The 23,825-nt window shown below is 48.6% G+C and carries 20 protein-coding genes and 2 tRNA genes; 1 reads left to right on the top strand and 21 read right to left on the bottom strand.

The window, feature by feature from the left end; all coding sequences use genetic code 11:
• Window positions 1-24: 24 nt before the first annotated feature.
• The 17 genes from EOE67_RS10590 to rlmE all read right to left on the bottom strand — a co-directional run bounded on the left by EOE67_RS10590 (window position 25) and on the right by rlmE (window position 17,857).
• Entirely contained in the window at window positions 25-1,263 is a 1,239-nt protein-coding gene (locus EOE67_RS10590; protein ID WP_127699056.1) for a hypothetical protein, read from the bottom strand.
• Entirely contained in the window at window positions 1,253-2,182 is a 930-nt protein-coding gene (nlpI, locus tag EOE67_RS10585) for a lipoprotein NlpI (RefSeq protein ID WP_127699055.1), read from the bottom strand. Before nlpI ends, EOE67_RS10590 begins: the two co-directional genes overlap by 11 nt.
• Window positions 2,163-4,283 (bottom strand): polyribonucleotide nucleotidyltransferase, encoded by a 2,121-nt coding sequence (gene pnp, locus EOE67_RS10580; protein ID WP_127699054.1) that lies wholly within the window; start codon window positions 4,281-4,283, stop codon window positions 2,163-2,165. The genes nlpI and pnp overlap by 20 nt, the downstream gene beginning before the upstream one ends.
• A 222-nt stretch (window positions 4,284-4,505) precedes the next feature.
• Window positions 4,506-4,775 (bottom strand): 30S ribosomal protein S15, encoded by a 270-nt coding sequence (rpsO, locus tag EOE67_RS10575; protein ID WP_068060120.1) that lies wholly within the window; start codon window positions 4,773-4,775, stop codon window positions 4,506-4,508.
• Window positions 4,776-4,884: 109 nt separating this feature from the next.
• Window positions 4,885-5,823, bottom strand: a complete 939-nt coding sequence (gene truB / locus EOE67_RS10570) for a tRNA pseudouridine(55) synthase TruB (protein WP_127699053.1) — start codon at window positions 5,821-5,823, stop codon at window positions 4,885-4,887.
• A gap of 3 nt (window positions 5,824-5,826) precedes the next feature.
• Window positions 5,827-6,255 (bottom strand): 30S ribosome-binding factor RbfA, encoded by a 429-nt coding sequence (rbfA, locus tag EOE67_RS10565; protein WP_127699052.1) that lies wholly within the window; start codon window positions 6,253-6,255, stop codon window positions 5,827-5,829.
• A gap of 82 nt (window positions 6,256-6,337) precedes the next feature.
• Window positions 6,338-9,013, bottom strand: coding sequence for a translation initiation factor IF-2 (gene infB, locus EOE67_RS10560; RefSeq protein ID WP_127699051.1), 2,676 nt, complete (start codon window positions 9,011-9,013; stop codon window positions 6,338-6,340).
• Window positions 9,014-9,037: 24 nt separating this feature from the next.
• Complete coding sequence (nusA, locus tag EOE67_RS10555) at window positions 9,038-10,534, bottom strand: transcription termination factor NusA (RefSeq protein ID WP_127699050.1); 1,497 nt, start codon at window positions 10,532-10,534, stop codon at window positions 9,038-9,040.
• A gap of 29 nt (window positions 10,535-10,563) precedes the next feature.
• On the bottom strand, window positions 10,564-11,019 hold the full coding sequence (gene rimP, locus EOE67_RS10550; protein WP_127699049.1) for a ribosome maturation factor RimP: 456 nt from the start codon (window positions 11,017-11,019) through the stop codon (window positions 10,564-10,566).
• 288 nt (window positions 11,020-11,307) lie between these two features.
• Window positions 11,308-11,384: transfer RNA gene (locus EOE67_RS10545), tRNA-Met, on the bottom strand.
• Window positions 11,385-11,517: 133 nt separating this feature from the next.
• Window positions 11,518-11,601, bottom strand: a tRNA-Leu gene (locus tag EOE67_RS10540).
• A 35-nt stretch (window positions 11,602-11,636) separates the two neighbouring features.
• On the bottom strand, window positions 11,637-11,975 hold the full coding sequence (secG, locus tag EOE67_RS10535; protein ID WP_127699140.1) for a preprotein translocase subunit SecG: 339 nt from the start codon (window positions 11,973-11,975) through the stop codon (window positions 11,637-11,639).
• The gene (gene tpiA / locus EOE67_RS10530) at window positions 11,975-12,721 is read right to left on the bottom strand and encodes a triose-phosphate isomerase (RefSeq protein ID WP_127699048.1); all 747 of its coding nucleotides are present in this window, start codon (window positions 12,719-12,721) and stop codon (window positions 11,975-11,977) included. Before tpiA ends, secG begins: the two co-directional genes overlap by 1 nt.
• Before the next feature lie 184 nt (window positions 12,722-12,905).
• Window positions 12,906-14,240, bottom strand: a complete 1,335-nt coding sequence (gene glmM, locus EOE67_RS10525) for a phosphoglucosamine mutase (protein WP_127699047.1) — start codon at window positions 14,238-14,240, stop codon at window positions 12,906-12,908.
• Complete coding sequence (folP, locus tag EOE67_RS10520) at window positions 14,237-15,076, bottom strand: dihydropteroate synthase (RefSeq protein WP_127699046.1); 840 nt, start codon at window positions 15,074-15,076, stop codon at window positions 14,237-14,239. Before folP ends, glmM begins: the two co-directional genes overlap by 4 nt.
• Before the next feature lie 180 nt (window positions 15,077-15,256).
• Window positions 15,257-17,173, bottom strand: coding sequence for an ATP-dependent zinc metalloprotease FtsH (gene ftsH, locus EOE67_RS10515; RefSeq protein WP_164852291.1), 1,917 nt, complete (start codon window positions 17,171-17,173; stop codon window positions 15,257-15,259).
• Between the two features lie 54 nt (window positions 17,174-17,227).
• Window positions 17,228-17,857 (bottom strand): 23S rRNA (uridine(2552)-2'-O)-methyltransferase RlmE, encoded by a 630-nt coding sequence (gene rlmE, locus EOE67_RS10510; RefSeq protein ID WP_127699045.1) that lies wholly within the window; start codon window positions 17,855-17,857, stop codon window positions 17,228-17,230.
• A gap of 83 nt (window positions 17,858-17,940) precedes the next feature.
• Here rlmE and yhbY point away from each other — a divergent pair, with 83 nt between their 5' ends.
• The gene (yhbY, locus tag EOE67_RS10505; protein ID WP_127699044.1) at window positions 17,941-18,237 is read left to right on the top strand and encodes a ribosome assembly RNA-binding protein YhbY; all 297 of its coding nucleotides are present in this window, start codon (window positions 17,941-17,943) and stop codon (window positions 18,235-18,237) included.
• Between the two features lie 21 nt (window positions 18,238-18,258).
• Here yhbY and EOE67_RS10500 read toward each other — a convergent pair whose 3' ends face one another.
• The 4 genes from EOE67_RS10500 to carA all read right to left on the bottom strand — a co-directional run bounded on the left by EOE67_RS10500 (window position 18,259) and on the right by carA (window position 23,648).
• On the bottom strand, window positions 18,259-18,654 hold the full coding sequence (locus tag EOE67_RS10500; RefSeq protein ID WP_127699043.1) for a hypothetical protein: 396 nt from the start codon (window positions 18,652-18,654) through the stop codon (window positions 18,259-18,261).
• 148 nt (window positions 18,655-18,802) lie between these two features.
• Window positions 18,803-19,279: a transcription elongation factor GreA gene (greA, locus tag EOE67_RS10495; RefSeq protein ID WP_127699042.1), complete on the bottom strand. Its 477-nt coding sequence runs from the start codon at window positions 19,277-19,279 to the stop codon at window positions 18,803-18,805.
• The gene (carB, locus tag EOE67_RS10490; RefSeq protein ID WP_127699041.1) at window positions 19,276-22,497 is read right to left on the bottom strand and encodes a carbamoyl-phosphate synthase large subunit; all 3,222 of its coding nucleotides are present in this window, start codon (window positions 22,495-22,497) and stop codon (window positions 19,276-19,278) included. Before carB ends, greA begins: the two co-directional genes overlap by 4 nt.
• Before the next feature lie 20 nt (window positions 22,498-22,517).
• Window positions 22,518-23,648, bottom strand: a complete 1,131-nt coding sequence (gene carA, locus EOE67_RS10485) for a glutamine-hydrolyzing carbamoyl-phosphate synthase small subunit (RefSeq protein WP_127699040.1) — start codon at window positions 23,646-23,648, stop codon at window positions 22,518-22,520.
• Between the last annotated feature and the right edge of the window lie 177 nt (window positions 23,649-23,825).

Below are 23,825 nucleotides of genomic sequence, written 5' to 3'. Positions count from 1 at the left end.
ATTGATGACCGCACATTCAAGGCTTTACCGCACTGATTGGCGAACCCCATTGCCAGCGGCTTCAGCTAAAGCTTGTTTCGCGGGTGGATAACCCGCACGGGCTGCAAGTTGCATCAATTGTTGCCAGCCTGCCCAGTCTTGTTGTTGCCGCGCCAGATAAGCAAAATAGTACGCCACCGGCATCAGCTGTTCGGGCTGCTGCAGTTGTTGCTGCATTAATTTTAAGTAGAGATCCGGCACCGGCAGTTCATAGTGCTGTAGATGACTGTCAGCGCTGACCACCCGATACGCCTGTTGCGCCGTATGTTTACAGGACTCAACCGCTGTGAGTTGGATATCAGCAGCGTTTAATTGCCATCTGGCCAGATAGGCTGGCAAATCATCTTTTGAAAACAACACATTGGGGGTAATTCGCCCCGAAACACATTCATCAGCAGCAATAGCACCAGCCAACGGATACTCGTCAATAAAGCCAAACAGATGACTGAGTTCATGTCGAAATAACGGCAAAGATGCGGTTTCCGGCAGCTGCAACCAACCATTGTTATAACTGGCACCGCCCTGCCCGGCTAGCACCAGCAATTGGGTCGCGCCTGACTGCAACACCAGCTCTTTTAATGGCGCTGCATCACACTGAATGCGTTCTGAGCGCAGCTCGCTGCAGGCAAGCTGCTGGCTATCGATAAAAACCGGTGCTTTAAAACATAATGCCAGAGTCGACAGCTGTGGGTCTTGCTGCCATTGCTTTGAAAGTTGTAGCCATTGCAACGCCGATTGTGCTGTGCTGAGCACGGGCTGGAGATGAAGGGCGCAGTGGGGTTCGTCTGCTGTAGTCCGTTGCTGCAGCTTATTTTTTATCGGCGCTGTCATTTTTGAAAACGCCTTTTGCCATTGCTGCTGATAGCGAAGTACTTCAGAAGCCGGAAGTTGTTGCCAAAGCCCGAGCTGGGCTAAAAAAGGCTGCCGCTCCGTTTCCATTAACGGTAAGCTTTGTAGCCAATGACTTAATTCCGCCACGCTGGTGATGGACTGCCGCAACCGCAGCACGGCCGCCACCGCTTTCGTGTCACCGGTAGCCGCAGCTTGTTGGTATAAGGGCAACGCCTGACTGATCAAGCCTTGCTGTTCTGCTTGCTGCGCTTGCGAAAAGGTACTGGACGCCGCTGTTTGCTGCGGTTCGGTGCAAGCGGTCAGCAACAGTGCCAATAAAAAAAAGCCAGCAAGCCGGCTTTGTTTTGAATTCACACTGCGACTAATGCGCATGATCATGCTCGTCTTGGGCTACCACTTGCTGCCGGATTTTGGCCATTTCCAGCCTGGCATAACGGTGTTCGACGAACTCATAGATGTTGGTAGAAAGAGTTTTTTTGTAGTATTCAATTGCTTGCGTAGGGTTATTCTGCAAAGCATGCCATTTGGCCAGATAAAAATATACTTCGCACAATTGCTCAGCCAGTTGTTTTGGTTCAGTGACATTATCACTCGCCACGGCCAACAATTGTTGTTCGCTGATTTGTCCCAGATAGAATGCGGCAATCTGACGCGACCACTGCTTTTCATCGAGTTTTGGTAATAATTCAGCTAAGGTTTTATCTGCTTGCGGCTTGGACACTTCAATTTCAGCCAGATACAACCACAATGCCCGGTATGGATCATCAGGTTTAATTTGCTGGAATTGGCGGAAATCGCGCAGCGCTAACTCAAGTTTGTCGTCATTCTGCAATGCAATTGCACGGTTCAGATAGACGTATTGATAGTCTGGTTCAAGCTCCAAAGCCGAATCAAAGGCTTCATAAGCAGATTCAAAATCACCACTTAAAGTATGGTGAATGCCCAGAAAATTATATGCATCAGCCATATCAGGTTTTAACTGCAAGGCGCGCATAAAATCATATCTGGCTAAAGAAGGTAAACCGACACTGTCGTACATCACACCACGGTCATAAAACAATCGCGCACGTTGTTCTTTGGGCACTTCAGGCGAAGCCACGATTTCATTGATGCGGGCGATGGCAATTTCGGTGCGATAAGGGATGGGTTGTGGTTCTGGCGTCAATGGCTGCTCAACCAGGATACCTGGCTGAGCAGTTGACGTCGTGACACAGCCGCTAAGCCCAGCTGCTGCAAGGAGCAGCAGTGGGAAAAGACTGGCTTGTGCCAGCTTAGTTGGCAGCTTCAGCATTCACAGCAGCTTTTTCAGATGCTTCTTTGATGCTCAGACGGACACGGCCTTGCTTGTCAACTTCCAGTACTTTAACTTGTACTTTCTGGCCAACTGTTAAGTGATCAGCAACGTTGCTGACGCGCTCGTCAGAGATTTGTGAAATGTGTACCAAGCCGTCTTTGCCTGGTAATACGTTCACGAAAGCACCAAAATCAACGATCCGCACCACTTCGCCCTGATACACAGTGCCCACTTCGATTTCAGCAGTGATAGCTTCAATCTTAGCGATAGCAATAGCAGCAGCCTGAGAGTTAGTGGCGGCGATTTTCACCGTACCGTCATCTTCAATCTCAATCGTGGTACCTGATTCTTCAGTGATCTGACGGATCACCGCACCACCTTTACCAATCACATCACGGATTTTCTCTGGGTTGATGCGGATGGTGTAAATACGTGGAGCGTGTTCAGACAGTTCTTCACGGTGCGTACTGATTGCCTGGTCCATCACGTTCAGAATGTGAATACGAGCCGCTTTGGCTTGTTTCAGTGCGATCTGCATGATTTCTTTGGTGATACCTTCAATCTTGATATCCATCTGCAGTGCAGTGATACCAGCAGTCGTACCGGCTACTTTAAAGTCCATATCACCTAAATGATCTTCATCACCTAAAATGTCAGAAAGCACAACGAAGTCGTCACCTTCTTTCACCAGACCCATGGCGATACCAGCAACAGAAGCTTTGATCGGTACACCGGCATCCATCAGGGCTAATGAAGAACCACAAACAGAAGCCATAGAGCTTGAACCGTTTGATTCAGTGATTTCAGACACCATCCGCACTGTGTACGGGAAAGCGTCAAAATCTGGCATGACTGCTGCTACACCACGTTTTGCTAAACGGCCATGACCGATTTCGCGACGTTTTGGTGAACCAACCATACCAGTCTCACCTACTGAGAACGGAGGGAAGTTGTAGTGGAATAAGAAATGGTCAGTTTTGTCTGACAGCAGATCATCCACAGTTTGTGCATCACGAGCTGTACCTAAAGTACAGGTTACCAGCGCCTGCGTTTCACCGCGGGTGAACAGTGCAGAACCGTGGGTACGTGGCAACAGGCCAGTCATCACAGACAGTGCGCGGATCATTTCATTGTCACGGCCATCGATACGCGGCTCGCCTTTGATGATCCGGCTACGCACAATTTTACTTTCCAGGTTGTGGAAAATTTCGCTGGCTTCAGTGTCGTTAAAGCTTTCGCCTTCCGCTAATTCAGCTTTGATTTTTGCAAATACTTCAGCTTTGATAGCACCGATACGCTCGTAACGCTTGGCTTTTTCAGTGATGAAATAAGCTTCACCCACTGGTGCCGTTGATAAGGCTTCGATTTTGGCAATCAATGGCTCGTTCTTGGCAGGAGCAACCCAATTCCAGGCTGGCTTGCCGCCTTCAGCTGCAAATTCAGCGATAGCGTTGATGGCAGTTTGCATCTGGTCATGACCAAACACCACTGCGCCTAACATCACTTCTTCTGATAACACACCAGCTTCAGATTCAACCATCAATACTGCATTGGCAGTACCAGCAACCACTAAATCTAACTTACTGGTTTTTAATTCTGTTTCTGATGGGTTTAATACATATTGGCCATCGATGTAACCAACACGGGCAGCGCCTAACGGGCCGCTGAACGGGATACCAGAAATGGCTAAAGCTGCAGAAGTACCTAACAGCGCCACGATATCCGGCTGAATTTCTGGTTGTACTGAAACTACAGTCGCAATCACCTGAACTTCATTGGTGAAGCCTTCAGGGAATAAAGGACGGATTGGACGATCGATTAAACGAGAAGTTAAAGTTTCGCCTTCAGAAGGACGGCCTTCGCGTTTGAAGAAACCACCTGGGATACGACCGGCGGCATACATTTTTTCTTGATAATTTACAGTCAGCGGGAAGAAATCCTGACCTGGTTTTGGTGCTTTTTTACCAACAACAGTGACTAAAACTGAAGTGTCACCCATGCTGACCAACACGGCACCGTCAGCTTGACGGGCGATAACGCCGGTTTCCAGAGTTACAATGTGTTGGCCGAACTGGAACGATTTTACAATTGGATTCACGTGGTTATTTCCTTTGTGATTTACGCGTGGACTGGGGCTCTGTTGAGCCTTAAACGCGGTGTATTTTGGGTCGATTTTTCGCGAGACAGTATAGCTTGTAAGCTGTCTGAAAAGATAGCCGCGCAAGACTTGCGATTACATAAAAATGGCTGGCTTGGAATCACAGGCAACAAAAAAGGAGCCGAAGCTCCTTTGATGTTCTCACAAGATTTAAGTGGTCGATTAACGACGCAGACCTAAACGCTCGATCAGAGTTGCGTAACGAGTTGCGTCTTTACGCTTTAAATAGTCTAACAGTTTACGACGCTGAGAAACCATGCGCAGCAGACCACGACGAGAGTGGAAGTCATGCTTGTGGTCAGCGAAGTGAGGTTGCAGCTTAGAGATAGTTGCAGTCAGCAGTGCAACTTGCACTTCTGGTGAACCAGTATCGTTAGCAACAACACCGAAATCGGCCAGAATTTTTGCTTTTTCAGCGGTAGTTAGTGACATAGAATCCTCCAGGATTATTTAAACAAGCTGTCGCCAGGCACTAATCCAGCTGACAACCAAAAATGAGCGCGCATTCTAGCACGCTCAAAACGAATTACAATTGCTATTTTCAGCCGGCCTGAAACTGACTGGTGTTGAGCAGGCGACGAACGGCCAGCACACCTTCGGTCACAGCACCAATCCCGATAAACTGCCCTGCTTCGGTATAAAGCTTAATGGCGGTTAAAGTGGGTGCTGTTTGTAAGGATTCAGACTCATCGTCATTCAGGACAACCGTCTGGCCATGCACCAAGCGTTGATGTTGCACCGGATTAATCACCAACTCTGCCAGGCCAAGCAAAGCCTGGTCCATCGGCAACAACAACGCGTCCAGCCCTTGCCAGTCTTGTTTGTCGTTCAGCGGCACTAATTCAGCTTCAACCCGCATTTGGCTGGCCTGAAACGGTCCAACATGAATACGGCGCAGCGCACTGACATAAGCACCAGAGCCAAGCGTTTCACCCAGATCATCAATCAGCGTACGAATGTAAGTGCCTTTGCTGCAATGCACCACAAAGGTGGCATCCTGACCATCAAACGACAACAAATCAAAACGGAAAATATTGATCGGCCGCGCTTCACGAGGCACGGTAATTCCTTGCCGCGCGTATTTATACAGCGGTTGGCCTTGATATTTCAGGGCTGAATACATGGTTGGAATTTGCAACTGCGGCCCACGAGCCTTGACCACAGCGCCTTCCAAATCAGCCTGGCTAAAACCGATGGGCTTTTGACTGATAATTTCACCGGCAGCATCGCTGGTATCAGTGCGCACACCAAAACGGGCGGTGACTTCATAGGTTTTGTCGGTATCAAGTAGAAACTGACAAAACTTGGTGGCTTCACCAAAACAAATCGGCAATAACCCAGAAGCAAGCGGATCCAGTGCACCGGTGTGACCGGCTTTTTCGGCCTGATACAACCAGCGAATACGCTGTAAAATACCGTTGCTGGACACTTCTAATGGCTTATCCAGCAACAAGATGCCATTGACCTGACGACGCGCCACTATTTATTCTTCTTCGTCAGTGGCTTTTGCAGCCGGAGCATCGATGTCCTGACCGGCGTCAATCCGTTTTTTCTCGTCGGATCTACGCACAATTTCCACCAGATTTGCCATCCGGATGCCTTCATCCAGTGACTTATCAAAGTAAAAACGGATCGTTGGCACAATACGCGCCTGAATACGTTTGGCAATTAAGCTACGGATATAACCAGAAGCATCATTGAGGATGTTCAGGTTTTCCTGCACTTTTTCCGGCGCCATGCCTAAAAAAGTCACATAAATTTTGCCATGCGATAAGTCGCGTGACACTTCAACATCTGACACCGTAATCATGGTGTGCAGACGTGGATCTTTAATTTCGCGCTGCAAAATCACTGCAATTTCTTGCTGCATTTGCTGCGATAACCGGTCCACCCGGCTGAATTCTTTAGCCATAATTTTTACCTATATCAGTAGAACAAACAGGGGCACCAGGCCCCTGCTTTATACTGCAATCTTAATCAATCAAGCATTTGCATTACAGAGTGCGAACAACCTGAATAACTTCAAACACTTCGATCTGATCGCCTTCACGCACGTCGTTGTAGTTCTTCACGCCGATACCACACTCGAAGCCGTTCCGAACTTCAGAGACGTCGTCTTTAATCCGACGCAGCGATTCAAGCTCGCCTTCGAAGATCACCACGTTGTCACGCAGAACACGGATTGGTGCGTTACGTTTAACGATACCTTCAGTGACCATACAACCGGCGATAGCGCCAAACTTCGGTGAACGGAATACCGCTCGAACCTGCGCCAGACCGATGATCTGTTGCTTGAACTCAGGTGCCAGCATACCGGTCATCGCGGCACGAACTTCGTCTAACAGTTCATAAATGATGCTGTAGTAACGTAAGTCCAGTGACTCATCTTCAACGATTTTACGCGCTGTTGCATCAGCACGGACGTTAAAGCCGATGATGATGGCAGAAGATGCAGCAGCCAGCGTTGCGTCAGTTTCAGTGATCCCACCCACACCACTACCGATGATGCGAATTTTCACTTCATCTGTCGACAGGCGGCTTAATGATTCACTGATGGCTTCAACAGAGCCCTGAACATCGGCTTTTAATACGATATTCAGTTCAGAAACGTCGCCGTCAGTCATGTTCGCAAACATGTTTTCCAGCTTGGCTTTTTGTTGACGCGCCAGTTTCACATCACGGAACTTGCCTTGACGGTACAGAGCAACTTCACGGGCTTTACGCTCGTCTTTGACTACTGTCACTTCATCACCGGCCTGAGGCACGCCAGATAAACCAAGGATTTCTACCGGAATAGATGGACCAGCTTCTTTCACTTCCTGACCATTCTCATCGCGCATTGCCCGAACACGGCCGTATTCAAAACCACACAATACGGTGTCGCCCTGACGTAACGTTCCTTCTTGCACCAGGATTGATGCAACCGGACCACGGCCTTTATCCAGACGGGATTCAATCACTGTACCGCGGGCAATGCCCTGACGGACGGCTTTTAATTCCAGCAATTCAGCCTGGTTCAGGATCGCTTCTAACAGGTCGTCAATACCCGCGCCAGTTTTGGCAGAGATTGGTACGAATTGAGTGTCACCACCCCATTCTTCTGAAATAACGCCGTACTGAGATAATTCATTACGTACCCGATCCGGATCCGCATCTGGTTTATCCATCTTGTTCACTGCAACCACTAACGGCACACCAGCTGCTTTCGCGTGCTGAATTGCTTCTTTGGTTTGTGGCATCACGCCATCGTCTGCAGCAACCACCAGGATCACGATATCTGTCGCTTTCGCACCACGGGCACGCATTGAGGTAAAGGCGGCGTGACCTGGGGTATCGAGGAATGTCACCATACCGCGGTCGGTTTCAACGTGATAAGCACCGATATGCTGAGTAATACCACCGGCTTCGCCAGCTGCTACTTTTGCTTTACGGATATAATCCAGTGTTGAAGTTTTACCGTGGTCAACGTGACCCATGACAGTAACAACCGGTGCACGTGGCTCCAGCTGACCTTCACCTTCACGGTCTGCCATCACAGTTTCTTCTAACTCGTTTTCACGGGTTAAAGTGAATTTGTGACCCATTTCTTCACAGACAATGGCGGCAGTTTCCTGATCAATGACCTGGTTGATAGTCGCCATGGCGCCCATCTTCATCATCACTTTAATCACTTCAGATGCTTTGACGGCCATTTTAGCAGCCAGCTCAGCCACAGTGATGGTTTCACCGATCTTCACTTCACGCTCAACCGGCTGCGCTGGCTTGTTAAAAGCATGCTGCATACTGGTTGGCGTTTTCTTTTTCTTGTGACGGTTAGCGCGGTTAAATGCGTCTTTATCGTCAGCGTCATCTTTTTTCTTGGCTTTGCCAACTGGCGCTTTTTTGCCATGGCGACGACCACCACGCTCATCACGGGCATCAACTTCGTCTTCTGCCTGTTTCGCGTAGACGTTTGAAGTCAGGTGGTAATCACCCACTTCAACCGGTGCTTTTTCTTCTTTCGCCCAACGTTCAGCATTTTCTTCCGCTAATTTGCGGGCTTCTTCGGCCTGACGTTGTGCATCTAATTCCAGCTTTTTCAGACGTTCGGCATCTTGCTGCGCAATAATGCGATCAGCTTCACGCTTGGCATCTTCTTTCGCCTGACGACGAGCCGCTTCTTCCGGATCATCCCGCAGCAATTGTGCACGGGCTTCATCGCGTTTTTTCGCTTCTAAGGCTTTGCGTTCAGCGTCTGCTTTACGATCTGCTTCGTCTTTAATTTTGCGCTCAGCAGCAGCTTTTTCGGCTGCCTGGCGTGCTTCTTCCGCTTTCACAGCTTCTTCAGCTAAACGTGCTTCTTCAGCCGCAGCAGCTGCTGCATCATCAACTAAAGGACGTTTCACATAAGTTTTCTGTTTTAATACCTGCACCTGAATTTCACGGTTGCGACCAGCGCCACCACTTACACTCAATGTGGAGGTTTCTTTACGCTTAAGCGTCAGACGTGATGGCTCTGTACTACCGCCACCGTGCTGTTTGGACAGATGTTCCAGCAGAGTTTTTTTCTCTTCTTCAGAAACCATCTGGCCAGTCTGCTTCGGGATGCCCGCATCAGCAAATTGTTGGACTAACCGATCAACAGTCGTTCCCACATCACTGGCTAGTTTTTCAATCGTTACTTCCGCCATGTCAATGTTACCTCCGTTGACCAATCAGTTTTCTTCACTAAACCAAACAATATTACGTGCAGCCATAATCAGCGCAGCGGCTTTTTCTTCAGTCATTTTTTCAATATCAAGCAAATCATCGACACCTAATTCAGCCAGGTCATCGAGCGTCACCACACCTTTGCTTGCAAGCACGTAGGCAGTGTGAGTTTCTAAACCAGGCAGGTTCAACAGAGCTTCACTCGGAGCAGCACCTTCCAGTGATTCTTCACTGGCCAGCGCACGAGTGGTCAATACAGCCTTGGCACGTTTACGCAGTTCTTCAACCGTGTCTTCGTCCAGACCATCAATTGCCAGTAATTCGGCTACAGGGACATAGGCAACTTCTTCTAGTGATGAGAAGCCCTCATCAACCAGAATGCCGGCAAAATCTTCGTCAATTTCCAGCGCCAACATGAACAATTCAAGCACCTTGGAATTTTCTTCCTGATGTTTTTTCTTCATATCAGACACTGACATTACATTCAGTTCCCACTGTGTCAGCTGACTAGCCAGACGCACGTTCTGACCAGCACGACCAATGGCCATTGGCAGATTGGCGTCTTCTACAGCGATGTCCATGGCGTGACGTTCTTCATCAACAATGATCGAAGCAACTTCAGCCGGAGCCATGGCGTTAATCACATATTGCGCCGGGTTATCGTCGTACAGAACTATATCTACGCGCTCGCCGCCTAATTCGCCAGAAACGGCCTGAACCCGTGAACCACGCATACCCACACAAGCACCAACCGGGTCAATCCGGCGATCATTGGTTTTTACGGAGATTTTGGCGCGTGACCCCGGATCACGGGCAGCACCACGAATTTCAATCATTTCTTCGCCGATTTCCGGCACTTCAATCCGGAATAATTCAATCAGCATCTCTGGACGAGTGCGACTTAAGAATAACTGGGCGCCACGGGCTTCCGGGTTTACTGCGAATAACAGTGCACGGATGCGGTCGCCTGGACGGAAAGTTTCGCGTGGGATCATGTCTTCACGCGCTAACATCGCCTCGGCATTGTTACCAAGGTCGACAATAATACTGTCGCGGTTTACTTTTTTAACCACGCCGGTGACTAACTCGCCGACTTGATCAATATAAGCTTCAACCACTTGTGAACGTTCTGCTTCACGCACTTTTTGGACGATAACTTGTTTCGCCATTTGTGTGGTAATGCGGTCAAACACGACTGAATCAATTTGTTCTTCAACATAATCGCCAATCTGTAAATCTGGTTCGTCGTATTGCGCAGCTGACAGCGTCATTTCACGTGTTGGATGTTCCATCACATGATCGTCGGCCACAACCTGCCAACGACGGAAAGTCTCGTAAGAGCCGGTTTTACGGTCAATCGCTACCCGAACTTCGATGTCGCTTTCATTTTTCTTTTTGGTAGCGGCGGCCAGTGCGTATTCTAACGCCTGGAAAATCTTTTCACGCGGGACTGATTTTTCGTTAGAAACCGCATCAACTACTAATAAAATTTCTTTTGCCATGTTTTCTGCCTCACTAAGAGCCGGTTAACTTAAAAAACCGGAACTACGTTTGCTTTATCTACGTTATCCATAAGCAAACGATAAGGTTTGCCATCCACTTCAATTACTAACATATCTTCGACGATTTCAAGCAGTTGCCCTTTGAATTTACGGCGACCGTCCTGAGGAATGGCCAGTTTCACTTCTACTTTTTGCCCAACAACTTTAGCAAAATGAGCAGGAGTAAATAACGGGCGGTCCAGACCAGGAGAAGAAACTTCGAGGTTGTATTCGTTTTGGATCGGATCTTCAACGTCAAGGATGGCACCAACTTCGCGGCTGACAACGGCACAATGGTCAACAGTAACCCCGTCCGGATGATCGATAAATAACCTTAAAGTGGAATGGCGCCCAGCAGGCACGAACTCACAACCCAACAATTCAAAGCCTGCAGCTTCTACAGTCGGGCTTAAAAGTTCAGTTAAACGCTGTTCTTGTTTCGTCAAAGAGACCTCCAGAAATAAAAAAAGGGCATATAGCCCAGAATATTAGTACATCAATACTTCAGATATAAAAACGCCCCGAAGATCGGGGCGAAAAAACATCCGAAAAAACAAGATATCGCCAATCTTGTTTATAAATCTGGTCTGTTACCTTGATTTACCATCGAACCGAAATGCGGGTCCATCGAGGAAACAGAAGAAGGTCCAAGGAACCTTCCGAGCTACATAAGGTTTGCCGCCTGGCTGACCTAACATCACTTCGTTAAAGTGAATTATGTAACTGGTATTAGTTGGTTGCGGGAGCCGGATTTGAACCGACGACCTTCGGGTTATGAGCCCGACGAGCTACCAGGCTGCTCCATCCCGCGTCCGTAACTGGCGTGCATTATATAGTGCTGAGCACTGTATCGCAAGATTTGTTTTAACTTACACTGACTTGGATTCAATGCCGTAAATCATTGTTTTCTACGAATTACGGCTGATTTTGGGTCATTTTTAGATTGGTGCCGAGAGCGGGACTCGAACCCGCACGCCTAGGGCACTACCACCTCAAGGTAGCGTGTATACCAATTTCACCATCTCGGCTTAACTTTTTACCTTCGCGAACAACAGACTAAGAATTAGTTGCCGACCGGAATATCTTTGGTAGTGTCTTTTTTCTCTTCTACAACTGGTTTGCTCTGCTCAGTTGGAACCACGATATTTTCAAATTCAGATTTCTTTTCGATATGGCTGATGTTGTAATTACCAAGGATCAGACTTAATGCAAAAAACGCGATTGCCAAGACCGAGGTAGACCGGGTCAAAAAGTTACCGGTACCTGAAGAACCAAATAACGTCGCGGAAGCACCTGCACCAAAAGATGCGCCCATGTCGGCACCTTTACCATGTTGGATCAAGACCAAACCGATGATGGCGATTGAAACTAACAAATATACTGCAATTACGATTTCGTACATCATGAATCCTGTGCACTTAGGCATATGGCAGCAAATTCTGCCGGTTTTAAACTTGCACCACCAACCAAGCCACCGTCGATGTCTGGTTGGGCAAACAGCGCTGCGCAATTTTCAGCATTGACGCTGCCACCGTAAATAATTCTTACCTTCGAAGCAGCTGCATCGTCATACTTTTTCAGATAGGTTCTGATAAAAGCATGCACTGCTTGTGCTTGCGCCGGACTTGCAGTTTCGCCAGTCCCTATTGCCCAAATTGGCTCATAAGCAATGACCGAATGCTGCAGCAATTCAGGGTGCGCAGCATACACTGCATCCAAATGCTGTGCAAGAACCTGCATGGTTTTTTCTTGCTGCCTTTCGGTTAAAGTTTCGCCAAAACAAACAATTGGCGTCATTTTAGCCGCTATTGCCCGCTTTGTTTTTGCCAATACCAACGTATCAGTATCACCAAATAATGCCCGGCGCTCTGAGTGCCCGATGATGACATAACTTGCACCAGCGGCTGCGAGCATATCAGCACTTATTTCACCTGTGAAGGCTCCGCTGACTTCACTGCTGACATTTTGAGCACCCAGTTGATAGCGGTCGGATTTTGGAAAGTCATTCAGAAAGATTACCGGAGGACAGATCAGAATTTCAGTATTTGATGCAGGAAGCTGCGACAAGGTTTCACAGCATTGAACGGCCAGTTCACAACTCCCATTCATCTTCCAGTTTGCTGCAATTAATGGTCTGCGTTGTGTCATGCGAGCTCTCCGTAATAAGCGGGCGAGATATTAACGAACCTCGCCCCGTCAAACAAGAGACAACCGCAAAAAAACGCGGTTACTCACCTGAAAACGTCACTTGCATCGGGCCAGAAAAAGCCAGCGTTTTATGCTAAGTGCTATGCTAAATGCTCTGCTGAATATTGAGATTGGCGCAGCTTAATCAGCTAGCCAACTTCACAGCGGCCGCGATTTTATCGGCAAAATCCTGTACCTGCTGCTGTTCCCTTCCTTCTACCATTACACGAATTAACGGTTCAGTGCCTGATTTTCGGATCAAAACCCGGCCTTGACCAGCCAGTTCAGCTTCAACACCAGCAATAACTTCCTTCACATGCAAATTTTCTAAAGGCGCAGTGCCTTTTTCAAATTTGACGTTGACCAGTACTTGCGGCAATTTAGTCATGCCATGGCTTAAATCTGCTAACGATAATCCGGTATCAATCATCGAAGCCAGCACTTGTAACGAGGCGATAATGCCATCGCCGGTACCCGCGTGATCAAGATTCAGCACATGACCGGAGTTTTCACCACCAATCCGCCAGCCTTTTTCGATCAGCATTTCCATCACATAACGGTCGCCCACTGAGCTGCGTGCAAACGGAATACCCAGCTCAGCCAAGGCTAATTCAAGACCCATATTACTCATTAGCGTACCCACAACGCCGCCGGTTAAGCGGTTGCGTTCTTTTGCAGAGCGGGCCAGCATATAGATAATTTCATCACCATCAATCTGCCGACCGGTGTGATCAACCATCATGACGCGATCGCCGTCGCCGTCATAGGCAATGCCTAAATCAGCACCCAATTCGACTACTGCTTGTTGCAAGGCATCGGTGTGAGTCGCGCCGCATTTTTCGTTAATATTCAGGCCATTCGGGCTACAAGCAATCGTATGTACTTCGGCGCCAAGTTCTTTGAATACATTAGGGGCGATGTGATAAGTCGCGCCGTTGGCACAATCGAGCACAATTTTAAAATCGCTTAATGACATATGTTTTGGCAGATGGCTTTTACAAAACTCAATATAACGACCGGATGCATCTTCAATCCGCTGTGCTTTACCGAGTTTTTCGGACGTCTCGCACACCATCGGCTGCTCTAATTCGGCTTCGATGGCGCGTTCAATTTCGTCATCCAGCTTGCTGCCATTGGCCGAAAAAAACTTAATGCCGTTGTCGTAATACGGATTGTGCGACGCACTGATCACAATGCCTGCTTCAGCGCGGAAGGTATGAGTTAAATATGATACGGCAGGCGTTGGCATCGGCCCTAACAAACGAACATCGATACCTGCGGCAATCAATCCCGCTTCCAGAGCGGTTTCCAACAAGTAACCAGAAATACGGGTATCTTTACCAATCAATACTTTACGAGTGCCACGTTGTGATAGTACCCGACCGGCGGCCCAGCCTAACTTCATTGCAAATTCTGGGGTAATAGGAAACTCGCCGACCCGTCCACGTACACCATCGGTGCCAAAATACTTCCTGCTCATACTTGTTCTCCAAAAAAAGTCGCTTGCGCCACCGCGATTGCATCTGCGGTTTCTCTGACATCATGGGCGCGAATGATGCGGGCTCCATGCATAACGGCTATTGTGGCACAGGCAATACTGCCTGCCAAACGTTCTGAGGTATTCCGATTAAGTAATTGTCCGATCATAGACTTACGCGACATTCCAGCCAGAACCGGTAGACCACTGCTGCGCAGCTCACCAAAACGAGCCAGCAGCTGGTAGTTGTGCGTTAAGGTTTTGCCAAAGCCAAATCCAGGGTCGAGGATCAGTTGCGAAGGCGCAATCCCCGCCTCGACACAAGCTTGGACCCTCGCTTGTAAAAACTGACTGACTTCAGTGATGACATCCTGATATCGCGGCGCTTGTTGCATTGAGTCAGGCTGGCCTTGCATATGCATCAGGCACACCGGCACTTGTAGTTTTGCCGCCGCAGCGAGCGCACCTTCTTCTTGCAACGCTTTAATATCATTGATGATATCGGCACCTGCGGCGATAGCTTCTGTCATCACTGTTGCTTTGTAAGTGTCCACAGAAATAACCGTGTCAAATTCGCGCCGAATGAGTTCAATCACCGGCAGCACCCGGTCTAATTCCTGCTGCAGTGGCACCAGCACGGCGCCCGGCCTGGTGGATTCACCACCGACATCAATAATATCTGCGCCATCGACCAACATAGTGGCGACTTGCCGCAGTGCGGCATCAACACCAACAAATTTACCACCATCGGAAAATGAATCCGGGGTGATATTTAAAATGGCCATCAATTTGCAACGTTCTAAATTTAATTCACGCTGCCGCGGTAACACGAGCTTCATGGTGACCTCACTTTAAAAATGCGGGTTATTGCGGGGGACTATAACTATCAAAAGCAGGATGTTCGCAGCAGTTGATAATCATGTTTTTTTAGATTGATGTCGCTGACGATTCATATTCCAGAAGAAAAAACCCCGACGAAGCCGGGGTTTTATTTTTACTTTAAAATGTCAGCTTATAAATCAGCTGCTATGGCTTTCTGCAGGTTTGTCGTCAACAACCGGACCTGAAGATTCAGTATTGTCACCATCAGAAGCTCCAGGCTTTTTATCTTTTGGTTCCCAATGCTCAGGCTGACGCACTTCACGGCGTGCCATCAAATCTTCGATTTGTTTAGAATCAATGGTTTCATATTGCATTAACGCTTCTTTCATCGCATGCAGGATGTCCATATTCTGTTCGATCATGTCTTTTGCACGGTGATAGTTGCGGTCGATGATCGACTTGATCTCGTTATCAATCAGGCTGGCAGTTTCATCAGACATTTGCTTGGATTTACCCATGCTGCGGCCTAAAAACACTTCGCCTTCTTCATCGGCATATAACAATGGGCCCAGTTTTTCTGAGAAGCCCCATTGTGTCACCATGTTGCGGGCAATCGAGGTCGCGTATTTGATGTCTTGTGAAGCGCCGGTCGAAACCGCTTCACCGCCATAAATCAGCTCTTCTGCCAGACGGCCACCGTACGCGACTGAAATTTTACTTTCCAGTTTGCGACGACTGACGCTAATGGCATCAGCCTCTGGTAAAAAGAAGGTCACACCTAATGCACGGCCACGCGGAATAATGGTTACTTTATGCACCGGATCATGCTCAGGCACCAGACAGCCAACGATGGCATGGCCAGCTTCATGATAAGCGGTCATCTCTTTTTCAGCTTCAGACATCACCATCGAGCGCCGTTCAGCGCCCATCATGATCTTGTCTTTGGCTTTTTCAAACTCATCCATGCTCACCACACGGCGATTATTACGGGCGGCGAATAACGCAGCTTCGTTGACTAAATTTGCTAAGTCTGCACCTGAAAAGCCTGGGGTACCACGGGCAATCACGCTAGCTTTGATGTCGTCAGCTAATGGCACTTTACGCATGTGAACTTTCAGAATTTGTTCACGGCCACGCACATCTGGCAAGCCAACAACCACCTGACGGTCAAAACGACCAGGACGCAGTAATGCAGCATCCAGAACATCCGGGCGGTTGGTTGCAGCAATAATGATGATGCCTTCGTTACCATCAAAACCATCCATTTCAACCAGCATCTGGTTTAAGGTTTGTTCACGTTCGTCATGACCACCACCTAAACCGGCGCCACGCTGACGGCCAACGGCGTCAATTTCATCGATAAAGATAATGCACGGTGCAGCTTTTTTCGCTTGTTCAAACATGTCGCGCACACGGCTGGCACCCACACCAACAAACATCTCGACAAAGTCTGAACCAGAAATCGTAAAGAATGGAACTTTGGCTTCGCCAGCAATGGCTTTGGCCAGTAACGTTTTACCTGTACCCGGCGGGCCAACCATCAACACGCCTTTTGGAATACGGCCACCCAGTTTTTGAAAACGTGATGGGTCTTTTAAATAATCGACCAGCTCAGACACTTCTTCTTTGGCTTCGTCACAACCGGCAACATCCGCAAAAGTCGTTTTGATTTGGTCTTCGCCCATCAGACGGGCGCGGCTTTTACCAAAGGACATTGCGCCTTTGCCACCGCCACCTTGCATCTGGCGCATAAAGAAAATCCAGACGCCAATCAATAACAACATCGGGAACCAGGAAATGAAAATCTGCCCCAGTAAGCTGCCTTCTTCAGGCTGCACGCCGGTGCCATCAACGCCGTTTTCAATCAGGTCTTTTAGCAGACCATCATCGTAGCCGCCCGGGATCACCGTTTGAAAAGTTGAACCATCACGTTTCACGCCAGTGACAGCGCCGGTACGATCCACTTTCACTTCGCGGACCTGACCTGATTTCACATCGGAGATAAATTGGGTATAGCTGGTTTGTCGCTCGGTGCGATCGGTGGGACTGAAGCTGTTGAACATCGTCATTAATACGACGGCGATCACCAACCAAACCATTAAATTCTTTGCCATGTCGCTCAAGGTCATAACCTCTTATTACCAGAAAATGCTTCTGTTGCTACTTTACTAGAGTTTGAAGCCGGTCGCCACGATATAAGTCTCGCTCGAACGTGAACGCGACGAATCGGGCTTGCGGATCCGTACAGTGCTAAATACATTACGTACGTCCAGGACGTACTGATCAAAACCGTCGCCATGAAATACTTTGACCACAAAACTGCCATTTTTCTTCAATACTTTGCCACACATTTCCAGCGCTAACTCCACCAGATACATACTACGGCTCTGGTCGACAGTGGCATTACCACTCATATTCGGCGCCATATCAGACAACAGTACATCGACATTGCGACCATCAATACGCTCAAGTAAGGCGTTGAGTACCGCGTCTTCGCGAAAATCACCTTGTAAAAAGGCAACGCCAGCCAGTGGATCCATCGGCAGAATATCGCAGGCAATGACACAACCTTCGGTACCCACCATCTCAGCCGCCAACTGCGACCAACTGCCCGGTGCGGAGCCCAAATCAACCACGGTCATCCCCGGTTTGATTAACTTGTCTTTTGCCTGAATCTCGTCAAGCTTAAAAGAAGCGCGTGATCGTAAACCTAATTTTTGCGCTTTTTGGACAAAAGGATCGGTTACATGTTCCTGCAGCCATCTGGATGAACTGGCAGAACGTTTTTTCTTGGTCATGGAACTACTCTTAAATGGTCTTCCATGCAAGATGGCGGTACAATATGGTAATTTCAAGCTTTCCCAATGGAAAAAGTCCACAAATGAGTTTATCTAACAAACAAAAGCAGTTTTTAAAAGCAAAAGCGCACGAATTAAAGCCAATCATCCTGTTAGGCGGTAATGGTCTGACGGAAGGTGTGATGGCAGAAATTGATCTGGCACTGGAGCATCATGAACTGATCAAAGTCAAAGTCCCGAGCATTGACCGGGAAGAAAAAGTTGCGGTGATGGATGCGATTGTGCGTGAAGCCAAAGCTGACAAAGTGCAGACCATCGGCCATATTTTAGTGCTATACCGCGCTGCGAAAGAGAAAAAACTGGTTCTGCCACGCGGTTAAGCAGCGCCTGACCAGACAGCATTACGCCAGATAACCAGCCGCCTGTAAACTCAGGCGCGCTACGGTTTCATCATCATGAATATTCCGTATTACATCATCAGGCCGTGTTACATCGGTCGACTTCAGATATTGCCACAATAACAGCGGATCATTCGGTTGGATCAGATCAACCTGCCGCAAGTTATGCTCATAACTCCAGCTGACAATTTGCCGTAATACTTCAAAAACCGGTTGCGGACTGGGCTGCCATTGGCGAATGTCCAGTAATAGTCCCCATTTTTCATCAAGCATTGGCACCACCAGCTTTTGATAGTCGAGGGCTAAATCCTGTGCTGACAATAAGGTGGAAACGCCTTGTGCCCTTAGAATCACAGTCCGCTGCTCTAAGGCTAGCTGATATGGTTTTTTGTATTTCATCGGAACTCCCCTGAAATTGCAGCATAACTTGCCGGGCAGTGAAACAAAAGTGTGCATTGTTGCTGGACTACGGGATTTCCGACTTCGCATCCAAACAGTACTTATAAAAAAAGCGACCGAAGTCGCTTTTTTCATACCGAAAGGGCGCTTACAAATACTTCACGTCGGTAATTTCAAACTCAACAATACCGCTTGGCGTATTAATATTCACCACATCTTCGACAATTTTGCCAATCAAACCACGGGCGATTGGCGAATTAACCGAAATGCGGTTGTTTTTAATATCGGCTTCATCATCACCAACCACCTGATAAGTCACTTCTTCTTCTGTGTCCAGATTCAAAATGGTGACAGTGGCACCGAAAATCACTTTGCCGCTATTTGGCAGCTTGGTGATATCGATGATCTGGGCATTCGAAAGCTTGGCTTCGATATCCTGGATCCGACCTTCACAAAAACCCTGAGCTTCACGCGCGGCGTGGTACTCAGCGTTTTCTTTCAGATCGCCATGCGCGCGAGCTTCAGCAATCGCCTGAATGATGGCTGGCCGTTTGACGCTTTTTAACTCATGCAGTTCGTCACGAAGCGCTTGCGCACCCTGAACTGTCATAGGGATTTGACTCATCCGTTTACTCTCTTGTGTAACTCCTGCACTGAATTGACATTGGCAAATGCATTAGCCGAATTGGCATTACAAGTGGCAAAAGCTGCGTTCAGTGTGGTGGTGTAATTTGCTTTGTGTTGTAACGCGCCACGGCGTAAGACTTTAGAGTCTTCAATGGCCTGGCGACCTTCAGTGGTGTTGACGATATAGCTGTATTCACCGTTTTTAATCCGGTCCAGAATATGCGGACGGCCTTCAAACACTTTATTGACGGCCCGGCATTCAATCCCTGCTGCTGCCAGCGCTTTATGAGTACCGCCAGTCGCATCAAGTTCAAAGCCAAGCGCCAACATGGTCTTTGCCAGCTCAACTACGCGCACTTTATCGCTATCCCGTACTGAAAGTAAAGCACGACCACCGGTCGGAATTAAGGTGCCAGCGCCTAACTCGGCTTTAGCAAAAGCTTCAGCGAACGTTTCGCCCACGCCCATCACTTCACCGGTTGAACGCATTTCAGGGCCAAGTAACGGGTCAACACCCGGGAACTTGTTAAATGGGATCACCACTTCTTTTACCGAGAAATACGGTGGAATGATTTCCTGCGTAATCCCCTGCTCGGCCAGCGAACGGCCAGCCATACAACGGGCGCCCACTTTCGCCACCGCCATGCCGGTCGCTTTGGACACAAATGGTACGGTGCGCGCAGCGCGTGGATTGACTTCAATCAGATACACTTCGTTGTCTTTTACTGCAAACTGCGTGTTCATCAAACCAACGACACCCAGTTCCAGCGCCAGCTTTTTCACTTGATCACGCATCACGTCCTGAATTTCTTTGCTCAGGCTATGGGGTGGTAAGGAACAGGCTGAATCGCCTGAGTGCACGCCAGCTTGTTCGATGTGCTCCATGATGCCACCGATAATCACTTCGGTACCGTCACAAATCGCATCGATATCCACTTCAATCGCATCATCCAGGAAACGGTCTAACAGCACCGGCGAATCGTTGGAGACGCTGACCGCTTCGGTCATATAACGGCGTAAATCCTGATCGTCATAAACGATTTCCATGGCGCGGCCACCCAGTACGTAAGACGGGCGAACCACCATTGGATAACCGATGTCCGGCGCTTTGGTAATAGCTTCTTCTAAGCTGGTGACTGTCGCGTTTTTTGGCTGTTTTAAGCCTAAACGTTCAACCGCTTGCTGGAAACGCTCACGGTCTTCAGCACGGTCGATCGCGTCCGGCGAAGTACCAATAATTGGCACGCCGTTGGCTTCTAAAGCGCGGGCTAATTTCAGTGGTGTTTGCCCACCGTACTGCACGATCACGCCTTTTGGCTGTTCTTTACGCACGATTTCCAGCACGTCTTCCAGCGTAATTGGCTCGAAGTACAAACGGTCGGAAGTATCGTAGTCAGTCGAAACTGTTTCCGGGTTACAGTTGACCATAATGGTCTCGTAACCGTCTTCGCGCAGCGCTAACGCCGCATGCACACAGCAATAATCGAATTCGATGCCTTGACCAATGCGGTTTGGACCACCGCCGATAATCATGATTTTATCGCGATTAGTCGGTGCCGCTTCACACTCTTCATCATAAGTGCTGTACATATAAGCGGTATCAGAAGCGAATTCTGCGGCGCAGGTATCAACACGTTTATACACCGGATGCAGGCCATAACCGTGGCGTTTTTTGCGCACTTCGGCTTCAGCGACGCCCAGTAATTCAGCGATGCGCTTATCAGCAAAACCTTTGCGCTTTAATACCGTTAAACGGGCATGATCTAAACCAGCGAAACCACCTGCTTTGACCGCAGCTTCTTCTTTAATCAAGTCTTCAATCTGCACCAGGAACCATGGGTCGATATTGGTCAGCTTGAAAATTTCTTCCATGCTCATGCCAAAACGGAAAGCATCACCGATGTACCAAATCCGGTGAGAACCTGGTTCACGCAGTTCGCGGGTGATTTTTTCTTTAGCATCAATCGCATTTAAATCGATGATTGGATCCAGACCACTGACACCAATTTCCAGGCCACGTAACGCTTTTTGCAGTGATTCCTGCTGGTTACGGCCAATCGCCATCACTTCACCGACTGATTTCATCTGGGTGGTTAAGCGATCGTTGGCACCGACAAATTTCTCGAAGTTAAAGCGTGGCACTTTAGTTACGACGTAATCGATACTTGGCTCGAACGACGCCGGTGTGCGACCACCGGTAATATCGTTGGCCAGTTCGTCCAGCGTGTAACCAATCGCCAGCTTAGCGGCCACTTTAGCAATCGGGAAACCGGTTGCTTTTGACGCTAACGCTGATGAGCGCGATACCCGTGGGTTCATCTCAATGATCACCATCCGGCCATCCACCGGGTTGATGCCAAACTGCACGTTTGAACCACCGGTCTCGACACCAATTTCACGCAGCACTGCCAAAGAGGCGTTGCGCATAATTTGGTATTCTTTGTCAGTCAGGGTTTGAGCAGGCGCGACGGTGATCGAGTCACCGGTATGCACGCCCATGGCGTCGAAGTTTTCAATCGAGCAGACAATGATGCAGTTGTCATTTTTGTCCCGCACCACTTCCATTTCATATTCTTTCCAGCCGATCAGTGATTCATCAATCAACAACTCTTTGGTTGGCGATAAATCGAGGCCACGAGTACAGATTTCTTCAAATTCTTCACGGTTGTAAGCAATACCGCCGCCTGAGCCACCCATGGTAAAAGATGGGCGAATAATACAAGGGAAACCAATGGTTTCCAGTACGCCGTAAGCTTCTTCCATTGAATGGGCAAAACCGGCACGTGGACAAGCCAGACCAATCGAGCGCATCGCTTTATCAAAGCGACCGCGATCTTCAGCTTTATCAATGGCATCGGCGGTGGCGCCAATCATTTCAACATTGTATTTAGCAAGTACACCGTGACGCTCTAGTTCCAGCGCACAGTTCAGCGCCGTTTGACCGCCCATGGTCGGTAACACCGCACATGGCCGTTCTTTGGCGATAATTTTTTCTACCACCTGCCAGTGAATAGGTTCGATGTAAGTCGCATCGGCCATTTCAGGGTCGGTCATGATAGTCGCTGGGTTCGAGTTGACCAGAATCACCCGGTAACCTTCTTCTTTCAGCGCTTTACAGGCTTGGGCGCCTGAATAGTCAAATTCACAAGCCTGGCCGATGACAATCGGGCCGGCACCAAGGATCAGAATACTTTTTAGGTCAGTACGTTTTGGCATATCTCGTCTCTTTTCCTGGCTTATTTCGCGTTAGCTTGGGTCATCAAATCGATAAAATGGTCAAACAATTCAGAGGCTTCATGCGGTCCCGGACTGGCTTCAGGGTGACCCTGGAAGCTGAACGCTGGTTTGTCCGTGCGATGAATACCTTGCAGTGAACCGTCAAACAATGATTTGTGCGTCGCCCGTAAATTGGCCGGCATCGTCGCTTCATCAACTGCAAAACCGTGGTTCTGCGCGGTGATCAGCACTTTTTTGTTGTCGAGGTTTTGCACCGGGTGGTTACCACCGTGGTGACCAAATTTCATTTTCAGCGTTTTTGCACCACTGGCCAGCGCCAGTAACTGGTGGCCTAAGCAAATACCAAACACCGGAATATCGGTTTTCAGGAATTCTTCGATGGCTTTAATGGCGTAATCACAAGGCGCCGGATCACCAGGACCATTTGATAAGAAGATGCCATCCGGGTTCATTGCCAGCACTTGCGCAGCCGAAGTTTTGGCCGGAACCACGGTTAATTTACAGCCACGGTCGACCAACATGCGCAGAATATTGCGTTTCACACCAAAATCGTAGGCAACGACGTGAAACTTCGACTCTGGTGCTTGGCGATGACCTTCGCCTAAAGCCCAACTGCCTTCATTCCATTCGTAAGCTTTTGATACGGTGACTTCTTTCGCCAGATCCATCCCAGAAAGGCCAGGAAAGCTGCGCGCCAGCTCTAAAGCTTTGGCTTCGTCAATATCGCCCGCCATTAAACAGCCGTTCTGAGCACCTTTTTCGCGCAGAATACGGGTCAGTTTACGGGTGTCGATGTCGGCGATGCCAAGAATGTGGTGATCTTTGAGATATTGACTAAGAGAACGTTGATTGCGGAAATTGCTGGCGAGAAGAGGAAGGTCACGAATAATCAGGCCCTTGGCCCAAACTTTACCGGATTCTTCGTCTTCATCATTGGTGCCGGTATTACCAATGTGGGGATAGGTCAGCGTGACCATTTGCTCAGCGTACGACGGATCGGTCAAAATTTCCTGATATCCCGTCATCGAAGTGTTAAACACCACTTCACCAACTGAAACACCTTCAGCGCCAATGGCTGTACCGCGAAATACGGTGCCGTCTTCCAGTACGAGCAGGGCGGACTTAGTCAAGGTAACCTCCAAACAGCAAAAAACGGGCGAAAACTGACAATGTTTTACAACCCGTTCTGACCAAAATTTGTGTACTCTTTATTGCCGCGATACTGTTGACTTTTAAAACGCTGGTAACTTTTTCACCAGTGGTTCATCGTCAGCAGACCGTTCAGGCAAACCGCAGTATTTTAGGCC

Source organism: Rheinheimera riviphila, from assembly GCF_004005945.1.
GTDB lineage: Bacteria > Pseudomonadota > Gammaproteobacteria > Enterobacterales > Alteromonadaceae > Pararheinheimera > Pararheinheimera riviphila.
This window is presented reverse-complemented; position numbering and strand designations above follow the sequence as displayed.